Source organism: Serratia rhizosphaerae (genome assembly GCF_009817885.1).
GTDB lineage: Bacteria > Pseudomonadota > Gammaproteobacteria > Enterobacterales > Enterobacteriaceae > Serratia_B > Serratia_B rhizosphaerae.
In genome coordinates this window covers 2749192-2761679 of record NZ_CP041764.1, presented here as the reverse complement: position 1 = coordinate 2761679, position 12488 = coordinate 2749192, and the positions used below count along the sequence as shown (strand labels likewise).

The following is a 12488-nucleotide window of genomic DNA, read 5'->3' as shown; positions in this document are numbered from 1 at the left end:
ATGAAACGCATTGCCATTGAAGAGCGCCCGGACTGGCAGGCCAAGGCGGCGGAGTTCGGTTTTAATTTTCACACCATGTACGGCGAGCCCTACTGGCGTGAGGATGCCTACTACCAGTTTACGCTGGCGCAGATTGAAGAGATCGAAAGCGTTACCGAAGAGCTGCACCAGATGTGCCTGCAGGTGGTGGAAAAAGTGGTCGCCAGCGATGCTCTGATGGCCAAATTCCGCATTCCGAAGCATACCTGGGAGTTTGTGCGCAGCGCCTGGCGCACCGGCGCGCCGTCGCTCTATTCGCGTCTCGATCTGGCCTATGACGGCGTGAACCCGCCCAAGCTGCTGGAAAACAACGCCGATACGCCGACCTCGCTGTACGAAGCGGCGTTCTTCCAATGGATTTGGCTGGAAGATCAGATTAACGCCGGCAAGCTGGATCCGCAGGCGGATCAGTACAACAGCCTGCAGGAAAAGCTGATCGAACGCTTTGCCGAACTGAAGGCGCACCACGGTTTCGGCCTGCTGCATATGGCCTGCTGTCAGGACAGCGAAGAAGACCGCGGCACGGTGCAGTATCTGCAGGATTGCGCGCAGGAGGCCGGCGTCCCCACCGAGTTCCTGTTTATGGAAGAGATCGGCCTGGGGGAAAAGGGCCAGTTTACCGATCTGCAAAACCAGGTGATCGGCAACCTGTTCAAGCTGTATCCGTGGGAATTTATGCTGCGCGAGATGTTCTCCACCAAGCTGGAGGACGCCGGCGTGCGCTGGCTGGAGCCGGCCTGGAAGAGCATCCTTTCCAATAAGGCGCTGCTGCCGATGCTGTGGGAAATGTTCCCCAATCATCCCAATCTGCTGCCGGCCTATTTTGCCGAAGATGAGCATCCGCCGCTGGAGCACTACGTGGTCAAGCCGCTGTTCTCCCGCGAAGGGGCCAATATCCGCATCGTACAAAACGGTCAGGAAGTGGCCAACGTCGACGGCCCTTACGGCGAAGAAGGCATGATCGTGCAGCAGTTCCACCCGCTGCCGCAGTTTGAGGGCAGCTACACGCTGATCGGCAGCTGGCTGATCAACGATCAGGCCTGCGGCATTGGCCTGCGCGAAGACCGCGAGCTGATCACCCAAGACCTGTCGCGCTTCTACCCGCATATTATTTTGGGCTAAATCGTGCGCCGTAAACCGGCGACTCTGCTCTGAACACGCCAACGCCAGCTTAACGCCGGCGTTTTTCTTTATCCGACCTGTACCGACAGCATACTGAGCGAGCCCATCTCGATGCCGTCGACCGGTATGCTTATCGGCTCGTCGCCGTCCCAGGCGCCCAGTACATACAGCAACGGCAAGTAGTGCTCCGGCGTCGGGTTCGACAGCGCGGCGCCTTCGTGCTGCATAAAGTTCACCAACGGGTGATCCTCACCCTGATAGCGCAGGTTGTCGCGCACATACTGGTTAAACGACTCGGCCCACGGATACGGGCTGCCGTCCCCCTGCCAGCGCGCCATACGCAGGTTATGCACCACGTTGCCGCTGGCGACGATCATCACCCCCTGCTCCCGCAGCGCCGCCAGCTTGCGCCCCAGCGCATAGTGGTACTGCGCCGGTTGGGTGCCGTCGATGCTCAGTTGCACCACCGGAATATCCGCCTGCGGATACATCTTGATCAACACCCCCCAACTGCCGTGATCCAATCCCCACGTCTCACGATCCGCCAGCACCGGCGTCGGCGCCAACAGTTGCTGCAGGCGGGCCGCCAATTCCGGTGAACCGGGTGCCGGATACTGCGTATCAAACAGCGCCTGCGGGAAACCGCCAAAATCGTGAATGGTTTTCGGCTGTTCCATCGCTGTCACTGCGGTGCCGCGGGTATACCAGTGGGCGGAGACGGCCACAATCGCCTGCGGCCGCGGCAGGCTTTCCCCCAGCCGGCGCCAGGTTTCGGTATAGCGGTTTTCTTCCAGCACGTTCATCGGGCTGCCGTGGCCGAGAAACAGCGCCGGCATACGAGAAATCGTCATCATTTCCCCCTTTGCGGAGTCATCAACATTACTGATGACCACCTTACGCCGTTTATCTCCAAGACACAGCGGGATAAGCGTGATGATGATATTCAAGAAATTTGAATGGTGAAAACAATGTCAGCAATCAGGTAAATCCGCTCGATTTATGCTTTTACTCTGTTAGTATCAGAATATGAATAATTATCATTAGCATACAAAAGAGGACGCTCGATGTCGGTACCGCTGATTCTGACTCTGCTGGCCGGTGGCGCCACCTTTGTGGGCGCGCTGTTCGGCATTATCGGCCAGAAGCCTTCCAACCGGCTGTTGGCCTTTGCCCTCGGCTTCGCGGCCGGCATTATGCTGCTGATTTCACTGATGGAAATGCTGCCCGCCGCGCTGCATACGGCAGGCATGTCGCCGATGCTCGGCTACGGCATGTTTATGCTGGGTCTGCTGGGCTACTTTGCCCTCGATCGCATGCTGCCGCACCAGCACCCGCAGGATCTGATGCAACAGCCGATCAACCCGCACAATCTCAAGCGCACCGCCATCTTGCTGACGCTGGGCATCAGCCTGCATAACTTCCCGGAAGGCATCGCCACCTTTGTCACCGCCAGCGCTGACCTGGAACTGGGGATGGGCATCGCTCTGGCGGTCGCCATTCACAATATTCCCGAAGGGCTGGCGGTCGCCGGGCCGGTTTATGCCGCCACCGGTTCAAAAACCAAGGCGCTGCTGTGGTCCGGGATTTCCGGCCTGGCGGAGATCCTCGGCGGGCTGCTGGCCTTTGTGCTGCTGGGGCCGCTGATTTCACCGGTGATGATGGCCGCGATTATGGCGGCGGTGGCCGGCATTATGGTGGCGCTGTCGGTGGATGAACTGATGCCGCTGGCGAAAAAGATCGACCCCCACAACAACCCCAGCTATGGCGTGCTGTGCGGCATGGCGGTAATGGGCTTTAGCCTGACGCTGCTGCAAAGCGGCGGACTGGGTTAACCGCCGGACAACAAAAAAGGCTGAACAGAGTTCAGCCTTTTTTCATCGGTAACGCTAAAGCGCGCTTCAGCTCGCCTGCTTTTCCTGCATCTGACGGTAAGCCACCAGATCTTCAATCGTCAGCACGGCCATCTCATGCTGCTTGGCAAACGCAATCACTTCCGGCGCATGCGCCATGCTGCCGTCGTCATTGGTCAGTTCACACAGCACGCCTGCAGGCTTGAAGCCGGCCAGCGTTACCATATCGATGGTCGCTTCGGTATGGCCGCGGCGGGACAATACGCCACCCGGCTGCGCGCGCAGCGGGAACACGTGGCCCGGACGGTTCAGGTCGCTCGGCTTGGCGTTATCGGCAATCGCCGCGCGGATAGTGGTCAGGCGGTCAGCGGCGGAAACGCCGGTGGTCACGCCCTGCGCCGCTTCAATCGTTACGGTGAACGCGGTCTGGAACTGGCTGGAGTTGTTGGTCACCATCATCGGCAGATCCAGCTGCTGACGGCGTTCTTCGGTAAGACACAGGCAAACAATGCCGCTGCCGTGGCGAATGGTCAGCGCCATCTGCTCAACGGTCATGGTTTCTGCGGCGAAGATCATATCACCTTCGTTTTCACGATTTTCATCATCAAGCACCATCACACCGCGCCCGTTGCGCAGTGCGTCCAGCGCGCGTTCAACGCGTTCTACCGGCGTGCCGAAATCTGAAAGTAGCGTCTGATTCATGGTAAAAAACCTCATTAAATTTATGGATTACCAGAATCAGGGCGATCTTGAGGAGTGACTATTGTTATAGCCAAAAATAACGCAAGCGGGCGCATGCCCGGCAGATACCGTTACTCTCTCCCATCCGGACTATAACCGTCGGCCCCGGAATTACACCGGATCTGCTGACCTCTAACCGGCCTTGCAGGCTGGCTGAGCGCTCGCGGGCTTTCACCGTAACAGGTGATTTACCGCCGGTGGGGACTTTCACCCCGCCCTGAGAATAAGCAGAACGACTATAACGCTATCCCCCGCACCTTTCAAGATATGCGCAGTAGCGCTGTGAAGTGACGCAATGTAAAGATCAGGTAGTGGTTTATCCGGCGCGCAACTCGCATTACACTAAACAACAGCCATTACATTCTGAAAGGGATACGCCATGATTGACCCGAAAAAAATTGAACAGATCGCACGTCAGGTGCATGAATCCATGCCAAAAGGCGTACGCGAATTCGGGGAAGACGTAGAGAAAAAAGTGCGTCAGGTTCTGCAGGCGCAATTGGGTCGTCTGGACCTGGTGAACCGTGAAGAGTTCGACGTGCAGACCCAGGTGCTGCTGCGCACCCGCGAAAAGCTGGCGCTGCTGGAACAGCGCATCGCCGATCTGGAAGGCAAGCAGACCGGCGCGCCGAAACAGGAAGAAGAATAAGCCCGGCGCGGCAATCGTCCGCCGCCACGCTTACCTGAACACGAGCGGGCTGACCTGGTTCAGCCCCTTATTGTTTCGCGCTTACTCTGGCCCGCCTCGGCAGCAGCAGCCAGATCAGCGCAAACATCGCCAGCGCATAGGCGCTTTTCCAACCGATAATCACCAGCAGCAGCACGCACAGCAGCGTACCCACCAGCGCCATCAGCCGCGAACGGCCCGACAACAGCCGGCACCCCGCCAGCATGCACAGCAAGTAGATCAGCACAAAAATACCGTTGGCGTACACCAGCAGCGTATCCAGCGGCAGGCCCAGCATATAAATCAGCAAGGTGAATAACAGACAGCTGCCCACCACCAGCGTGAGGGCATTTAGAGGCGTCTGTGCGGACGACAGCCTGGCTAATGCGCTGTGCGGTTTGCTCTGCGCCTGCGACCACACCATCCTGGCAAAACTCTGGGTGTAAATATTCACGCTGGCGAAACAGGCCAGATAGCCGATAATGCAGGCCACCCACAGCGCATGCTGCCCGAACAGCTGCACCACAATGCCCGGCAGCGAAGCCGCAGCCGCCTGATGTGCGCCATAGGCATGGAAATGCAGCACCGCCACGGTGCCGCCCCAATACACCAGACCGGCCAGCAGCATGCCAAGCAGCAGCGCGCGCGGGAAATCGCGCGCCGAGTTACGGAACTCGGTCGCCAGATGGGCAAAGGCCTCCAGCCCGACAAAACACCAGAACATCACCGCCAGCGCACGGAACATATTGCCTGGCGCAACGTCCTCAAGCGCCGGCCACGGGATCTCAGCCGGTTCAATGTCGCCTTTCCACCAGATAGCGGCCACCAGCGCCACCACCAGCACGGCGATCAGCGTCTGAATATTGGCGCTGGAACCGGCGCTGCGCGTGCCGAGCAGCCAGATAAGCAGCAGGGTGGCGATCTCGACCAGCAGCAGGCCACCGGCGCTCCAACCCAGCGTCGACTGCCAGAAGCCGGCGGCAATCTGTAAAGCGGCCGGCAGGCCGACCGGGATCACCGACAAAAACAGCCAGGCGGTAACCTTGCCCATACGGGGGCCGAACGCCATGCCGACAAAGTGCGCCGCGCCGCCGGCGCTGGGAAAGTGTCGCCCTAATGCCGCAAAGGCAATAGCGATGGGAAACACCAGCGCGATCAGCAGCGGCCAGGCCCACAGGCTGTCGCCCTGCGCCAGCTGCGCCGCCAGCGCCGGCACCGCAAACACGCCGGTACCCAATAACGAGGTGGACAGCAGCCCAACGCCCTGCACCAGCCCCAGTTCCTGCTTCAGTCCACTCACTGACAACCACCGTATTCAGCGGCGCGCGCATACGCAGCGCGCCTGAGATCGCGCTGACGCCGTGAATTAACCGCGTCCGTCTTTGATCGCGTTGATGATATTGGTGGTCGACAGGCCGTCTTCGAAGTTCAGCACCTTCACCTCACCGCCGTTCGCCCACACTTCCTTGCTGCCGGCAATCTCTTCAGGCTTGTAATCACCGCCTTTCACCAGCAAGTCCGGCAGGACGTCGGCAATCAGCCGCTGCGGCGTGTCTTCTTCAAACGGCACCACCCAGTCGACCGCTTCCAGCGCACCGAGCACCACCATGCGGTTTTCCAGCGCATTGACCGGTCGCGTTTCCCCTTTCAGTCGTTTGGTAGAGGCGTCGCTGTTTACCGCAACGATCAGGCGATCCCCCAGCTTGCGCGCATTGGCCAGATAGGAGACGTGACCGGCGTGCAAGATGTCGAAGATGCCGTTGGTCATCACCACTTTTTCACCACGCTGACGCGCCTGCGCCACCGCTTTTTTCAACTGTTCTTCGTTCATCACGCCAAAGCCGGTTTCGGCCCGGCCGCGAATGGCGTTTTCCAGTTCGATTGGCGAAACGGTCGAGGTGCCCAGCTTGCCGACCACCACGCCCGCGGCAGCGTTCGCCAGGAAGCAGGACTCTTCCAGCGTATTGCCGGCGGCCAGCGCAGCAGCCAGCACGCCGATCACCGTATCGCCGGCGCCGGTGACGTCAAACACTTCCTGCGCCTGCGTCGGCAGATGCAGCGGTTCACGCCCCGGCTGCAGCAGCGTCATGCCGTGCTCGGAACGGGTGACCAGCAGCGCGGACAGCTCAAAATCCTTCACCAGCTGCATGCCGCGCGCCACCAGCTGCTCTTCGCTGCTGCAGTGGCCGACCACGGCTTCAAATTCGGACAGGTTCGGCGTCAGCAGCGTAGCGCCGCGGTAACGTTCAAAATCCGTGCCTTTCGGGTCGATCAGCACCGGCACCTTGGCCGCCCGCGCCAGTTGGATCATTCCCTGCACCTGGCTGAGCGCGCCCTTGGCGTAATCGGACAGCACCAGCGCGCCGATCTGCGGCAGTGCCTGCTGAATGCGCTCCAGCATCGGCTGCGGATCCACATTGGAGAAGCCTTCTTCAAAATCCAGGCGAATCAGCTGCTGGTTACGCGACAGGATGCGCAGTTTAGTGATGGTCGGATGCGTCGGCACCGAGACAAAATCACAGCGCACGTTGACTTCATCCAGTTTGGCGTTCAACGCCCGCGCCGCATCATCGATGCCGGTCAGGCCCACCAGACGCGAATTGGCGCCGAGCGAGGCGATGTTCATCGCAACGTTAGCCGCACCGCCGGGACGCTCTTCAATCGTATCTACCTTGACCACCGGCACCGGGGCTTCCGGTGAAATACGGCTGGTCGGCCCATACCAATAGCGATCCAACATGACATCGCCAACCACCAGCACACCGGCGCGGCGAAAATCAGGCAGCGTAACTTTCATCCGATAACTCCAAACAGGTCATAAATTTAATGGCGCCGATATTATCACAGACCTCGCTAATACCGGCATAAAGGTAATTTTACCGCTGGCCCAGCCAGCGGCGCCAACTGGCGCGCACCTGCTCCCGCTCAGCGGTGAACTGCTCACTGCTGACCTTGCCGGAGTGTTCCTGCAGCGCCAGATGGTGGATCTCATCGCGCATCGCGACATAGGCCTGCGTCAGCGCGGCGGCCTCGTCCTCGGCCATGATGTCGTAATTCGCCATCAGCTCGAAAATCCGCACGTTGTCTGACCAACGGGCCAGTCGCGCTTCATCCGCGGCATAGCGTAAGACCAGATATTGCGCGATAAATTCGATATCGGTGATGCCACCTTCATCGGTTTTGATATCAAACAGTTCGCGCCGCTTGTTGGCGAGATGACTGCGCATCTTCTCGCGCATTTCCCGCACTTCCTGACGCAGGGTGTCGTCGTCGCGCGGCTGGCAGAGAATATCGCGGCGAATGGCGTCAAAACGCTGCTGCAGCGCCGTATCGCCGTACACGATGCGCGCCCGCACCAGCGCCTGATGCTCCCAGGTCCAGGCTTCATGGCGTTGATACTCGGCGAAGGCGTCGATGGTGCTGACCAGCATACCGGCCGCGCCGGAAGGGCGCAGGCGCGCGTCAACCTCATACAGAATGCCGGACGAGGTGCGGGTGCTGAACAGATGCATCACCCGCTGCGCCAGCCGCAGATAAAACTGGCGGCCGTCGATGCTGCGCGCGCCGTCGGTCATTACCTCCGGCGGGCAGTCCAGCAGGAACACCAGGTCGAGATCGGAACTGTAGCCCAACTCCCAGCCGCCCAGTTTGCCATAGCCGATCACGGCAAAGCCGCGCTCTTCGCGCTCATGCAGATGCGTCGGCTGGCCATAGCGCGCCACCATGTCGTTCCACGCCTGCTGCACCACCGCGTCGATAATCGCCTCCGCCAGGTAAGTTAAGTGATCGCTCACTTTCATTACCGGCAGCGCACCGGCAATATCGCCGGCGGCGATACGCAACTGCTGCGCCTGTTTAAACTGGCGCAGCGCTTCCAGCCGCTGCTCTTCATCCTCTTCCGGCACGCGCAGCAGATACTGCCGCAGCTCGCTGCGGTAGGCGTCCGGCGCCACCGGCTGATACAGCGTATTGGTATCGAGCAGCTCGTCCAGCAGCAGCGGATAGCGCGCCAACTGGCTGGCCACCATCGGCGAGGCGGCGCACAGGCGAATCAGATGACTCAGGGCCGCCTGATACTCCACCAGCAGTTCGAGGTAGGTGGTGCGGGTCACGATGCTCAGCAGCAGCTGGGTCAGCCGCGCCAGCGCGGTCGGCGCATCGCTGCGCGGGCACACTTCCGCCAGCAGGCGCGGCATCAGTTGATCCAGCACCTCGCGGCCGCGCGGGCCAATGGTGCGTTTATCGACGTCCTGACGGAAATCGGCAAGGGTGCGCAGCATCATGCGGCGTTCTTCTTCACCTAGGTGCGGCGTCAGCGGCGCGATCTCCTGTTCATCCAACGCATCCAGCCACAGGCCGGCGAAATGCTGACACTGCGGATCGTCCTCCGCATCCGGGCCGTCATCGCCAATCAGGTCGTCAAACACCGCCCTTACCGCCCGCATATGCGCGTCCAGCCGGGTCAGCAGCGCCGGCCAGTCGGCCAGCCCCATGCCCCAGGCCAGCCGAGTCTGATCGAGCGCATCCTGCGGCAGCGTCTGGGTTTGCTGGTCGGCGATAGCCTGCAGCAGATTTTCCAGCCGGCGTAAAAACAGATAGCCGGCGCCAAGCTCCGCGACCTGCGCTTCCGGCAACAGCCCCAGCTCCCCTATCGCCTGCAGCGTCGGCAGCAGCGCTCGTCCCTGCAGCGATGGCTCGCGCCCGCCGCGGATCAGTTGGAAAACCTGGGTGATAAACTCGATTTCACGAATACCGCCGGCGCCCAGCTTGATGTTGTCTTTTAACCCGCGCCGCCGCACCTCGCGGGCTATCATGCTTTTCATATTGCGCAGCGACTGAATCACGCTGAAATCGATATAGCGGCGGAATACAAACGGCCGCAGCATACCGCGCAGCTCTGCGCTGTAAGGATCGTCGAAACCGCCCATCAGCCGCGCCTTGACCATCGCGTAGCGTTCCCAGTCGCGCCCCTGCTCCTGATAGTAATCCTCCAGCGCGGCAAAGCTCATTACCAGCGGGCCGCTGTCGCCGAACGGGCGCAGGCGCATATCCACCCGATAGACAAAACCGTCGATAGTGTGCTGATCCAGCGCTTTAATCAGCCGCTGCCCAAGGCGGGTAAAGAACTGGGCATTATCCAGCTGACGGCGGCCGCCCACGGTCTGGCCGTTTTCCGGATAGGCGAAAATCAGGTCGATGTCGGATGAAAAATTCAGCTCGCCGCCGCCCAGCTTGCCCATGCCCAGCACCAGCAGCGGCTGCGGGACGCCGTCGGCATTGCACGGCGTGCCCCATTCACGGCAGCAGGTTTGGTACAGCCAGTCGCGCGCGCTGACGATCAGCGTTTCCGCCAGCGCGCTCAACTGCTGCAGGGTCTGTTCGGTACTGCAAAGATTCAGCGCCTGCGCCCAGGCAATACGCACCAGCGTTTCCCGCCGGAACAGACGCAGCTCGCGCATCAGCGCAGCTTCATCACTCACCTCTTCCAGCACGTCCTGCAGCCAGGCGGCATAATGCTGGCACTCCTCCGCCGTCGGCGGCTGCTGTCGCAGCGTCGTCAGCCACGCCGGATGATTCAACAGCGTATCGCTGATGAAATCGCTCGACGCCAGAGCCTGTTGCTCCCGCTCGTCAAATACCCACGCGCTACCGTTAACTTCCTGAAAGCGCTCCACAACCTGCTGTGCCTGCGCCTGTAATGTGACTGAAAGTGGCGACATGCTGAATGTCCCTGATAACGGCCCGCCGGCGACAGGCCTGAATAATTAACGAACCGCGCCGTTTAGCCAGAAAGGCGCATGGGATAAAGCCTGTTTGCGGCAGCTTTCGTACCAGCCCTGACGGCGCCCGGACAGCGCCGCCAGCAGCTCGCGCCAGCCGTTCAGATAAGGTGCGGACACCTCATCAGCATAAGCGCCGGACAGCAGCGTAAAGGCCGCCAGCTGCCGCTTCAGACGCGGTAGCTGCTCCTGATACTCATCATCGCTCAGCGGGCGGTTAAAGCCCTCTTTCAAATCGGCGGCGCTGCGCCCCAGCATAATGTCGCCAAAGCGCTTAAAAGAACCGTCCAGCTTTGCCTGCGCCTTGGCATCGATAAACGCGCGCCACGCGCCGCCGACCAGCCATGATGTGAGCGCCAACTTACACTGCAGGTACACCGGGCTGTAGCACAGCGTCTGCGCCTCAGCCTCCGGCGCCTCCAGCAGCGGTTCCAGCTCGGACAGGCGGCTGCGCAACCCGGCGCTGGCCTTGCGCGGCACCAAACCGCCAAACACCACCAGCGTCTGGCGAATTAGCACCAGCGCATCCACGATCGCCTGCCGCGCCGCAGCGTCACCACGCAGCCACAGCTCTTCATGATACTGCCAATGTTCGAGCGCCAGTTCAAAACCGGCAATCATGCCCTGCTCAACGCTGGCCTTGGCCGGTGTGTGCAAGACCGGCAGCGGACGTGCCTCACGCGCCGCCGCGCCCTGCGCCAGGTAATAGCCGCGCGCCGCCTTGCTCAGGCTGCCCTGACGCAGCCCGCCCTGTTGCGCCAGCTCGGCCGCCAGCAGCAGCACGTCCTGCGTATTGCCCTGTTGCAGCTCCAGCTCGATTTCGCAAATGGCTTCCGTCAGCTCCCCCGCCCGCACTTCACCCTGATCAAGCCCTACTTCAATCTGGCTTTGGTTGTAAGTAACCACCCACTTTTCACGGACAAAATCAGTGCGGAACAGCGGTTGCAACTGCTGCTGCAGCGCCTCAACGTCGCAGCCCTGCGGCCAAACCTCCGCCGGCAGCTGTGACAAGGCCAGTTCCGGCGTCGCGATAGCGACGTTGTACTCCGGCCGCTGATGCAAACCGCCGACCACCGAACCTGCGGTTTTCAGCGTCATTTCATACCGGTCGTCAAAACCGCGAATGCGCAGCCCCATATCGTGACGACGCAGGAAATTATCGGCGGTTTCAAAGTAAATATTGGTTAACCGCTGCGGCGCGCTGTGTTGATGCGGCCAGGCCGCCATCTGCGCGGGCAGTGCGGCAACCGCCTGCGGCGTGGCAATAAATTTCAGTTCAATTTCAACGGTCATAAGATTTTTGCACCAATAAGTTACGTATTCGCGTCGCTCTTCACGGTGGATGCGGCATCAAACCTGCCCCGCCCGACGACGTACGGTAATAATTATCTTACCGCGATTCGCGGCATCTGAACCCTGTTGGGTGCAGAAAAAAACTGTTATGTTATAGAACGATGCGCAACCTATGGAATCCGTCACAATTGTGGCGTGAACATTCCGGTTTTCCCGTTGCGTCAACGGACTGATATCTCTACTATCGTTCCATAAATTCATACAGAAACGATGAAAAAAATGCAGACATTACGCCTAATTTTCCTCGCCCTGCTGAGCCTCGGCATCACTTGGGGCGCACATGCCGAAGATAAACGCTATATCTCCGATGAACTGAACACCTACGTACACAGTGGCCCAGGCAACCAATACCGCATTGTCGGCACGCTGAACGCCGGCGATGAAGTCACGCTGCTCAGCGTAAATGACAGCACCAAATATGGCCAAATCCGTGATGCCAAGGGCCGCTCCGTGTGGATCCCGCTTAGCCAGCTCAGCAATACGCCGAGCCTGCGCACCCGCGTGCCGGAACTGGAGCAGCAGGTGCAGACCCTGACGGACAAGCTGACCAATATTGATAATAGCTGGAACCAGCGCACGGCCGACATGCAGCAGAAAGTTGCCGCCAGTGACAGCACCATCAGCGGCCTGCAGGAAGAAAACCAGGCGCTGAAAAATCAGCTGCAGGTGGCCCAGAAGAAGGTGAACGCGGTAAATCTGCAGCTTGACGACAAACAGCGCACCATTATTCTGCAATGGTTTATGTACGGCGGCGGCGTAGCCGGCATCGGCCTGCTGCTCGGCCTGCTGTTGCCACACCTGTTGCCACGGCGTAAAAATAACAATCGCTGGATGAACTAACGCCTCATCGCAGCCTAAAAGGTCGCCACGGCGGCCTTTTTTATTGGCGCGGCAGCGCGCGCTCAATTCATGTAATCTGATAGTGAATGTGTTAAC

Annotated in this window: 10 protein-coding genes and 1 riboswitch; of the genes, 4 read left to right on the top strand and 6 right to left on the bottom strand. The window is 60.2% G+C overall.

Annotation, left to right across the window (positions count from 1 at the left end):
- Complete coding sequence (locus tag FO014_RS12880) at nucleotides 1-1161, top strand: glutathionylspermidine synthase family protein (RefSeq protein ID WP_160029799.1); 1161 nt, start codon at nucleotides 1-3, stop codon at nucleotides 1159-1161.
- Between the two features lie 68 nt (nucleotides 1162-1229).
- Here the strand turns inward: FO014_RS12880 and ygiD are convergent, their stop codons facing one another.
- Nucleotides 1230-2012 (bottom strand): 4,5-DOPA-extradiol-dioxygenase, encoded by a 783-nt coding sequence (gene ygiD, locus FO014_RS12875; RefSeq protein ID WP_160031408.1) that lies wholly within the window; start codon nucleotides 2010-2012, stop codon nucleotides 1230-1232.
- Nucleotides 2013-2225: 213 nt separating this feature from the next.
- On the opposite strand from ygiD, the gene zupT reads away from it, so the two are divergent.
- Nucleotides 2226-2993, top strand: a complete 768-nt coding sequence (zupT, locus tag FO014_RS12870) for a zinc transporter ZupT (RefSeq protein WP_160029798.1) — start codon at nucleotides 2226-2228, stop codon at nucleotides 2991-2993.
- A gap of 66 nt (nucleotides 2994-3059) precedes the next feature.
- Here zupT and ribB read toward each other — a convergent pair whose 3' ends face one another.
- Nucleotides 3060-3713, bottom strand: coding sequence for a 3,4-dihydroxy-2-butanone-4-phosphate synthase (ribB, locus tag FO014_RS12865; protein ID WP_160029797.1), 654 nt, complete (start codon nucleotides 3711-3713; stop codon nucleotides 3060-3062).
- A gap of 108 nt (nucleotides 3714-3821) precedes the next feature.
- A riboswitch (FMN riboswitch) is annotated at nucleotides 3822-3981 on the bottom strand.
- 150 nt (nucleotides 3982-4131) lie between these two features.
- Between ribB and ubiK the strand changes: the two genes are divergently transcribed.
- Complete coding sequence (gene ubiK, locus FO014_RS12860) at nucleotides 4132-4401, top strand: ubiquinone biosynthesis accessory factor UbiK (RefSeq protein ID WP_160029796.1); 270 nt, start codon at nucleotides 4132-4134, stop codon at nucleotides 4399-4401.
- 67 nt (nucleotides 4402-4468) lie between these two features.
- Here the strand turns inward: ubiK and yjeH are convergent, their stop codons facing one another.
- The 4 genes from yjeH to FO014_RS12840 all read right to left on the bottom strand — a co-directional run bounded on the left by yjeH (nucleotide 4469) and on the right by FO014_RS12840 (nucleotide 11492).
- Entirely contained in the window at nucleotides 4469-5719 is a 1251-nt protein-coding gene (gene yjeH / locus FO014_RS12855; protein WP_160029795.1) for an L-methionine/branched-chain amino acid transporter, read from the bottom strand.
- 66 nt (nucleotides 5720-5785) lie between these two features.
- Nucleotides 5786-7216 carry a bifunctional D-glycero-beta-D-manno-heptose-7-phosphate kinase/D-glycero-beta-D-manno-heptose 1-phosphate adenylyltransferase HldE gene (gene hldE / locus FO014_RS12850; RefSeq protein ID WP_160029794.1) on the bottom strand — a complete coding sequence of 477 codons (1431 nt, stop codon included), beginning with the start codon at nucleotides 7214-7216 and terminating at the stop codon, nucleotides 5786-5788.
- Between the two features lie 79 nt (nucleotides 7217-7295).
- Nucleotides 7296-10139 (bottom strand): bifunctional [glutamate--ammonia ligase]-adenylyl-L-tyrosine phosphorylase/[glutamate--ammonia-ligase] adenylyltransferase, encoded by a 2844-nt coding sequence (gene glnE, locus FO014_RS12845; protein ID WP_160029793.1) that lies wholly within the window; start codon nucleotides 10137-10139, stop codon nucleotides 7296-7298.
- A gap of 45 nt (nucleotides 10140-10184) precedes the next feature.
- A complete protein-coding gene (locus tag FO014_RS12840; RefSeq protein WP_160029792.1) occupies nucleotides 10185-11492 on the bottom strand; it encodes a CYTH domain-containing protein in 1308 nt (435 codons plus the stop codon).
- A gap of 279 nt (nucleotides 11493-11771) precedes the next feature.
- On the opposite strand from FO014_RS12840, the gene FO014_RS12835 reads away from it, so the two are divergent.
- Nucleotides 11772-12392: a TIGR04211 family SH3 domain-containing protein gene (locus FO014_RS12835; RefSeq protein ID WP_160029791.1), complete on the top strand. Its 621-nt coding sequence runs from the start codon at nucleotides 11772-11774 to the stop codon at nucleotides 12390-12392.
- Nucleotides 12393-12488: the final 96 nt, after the last annotated feature.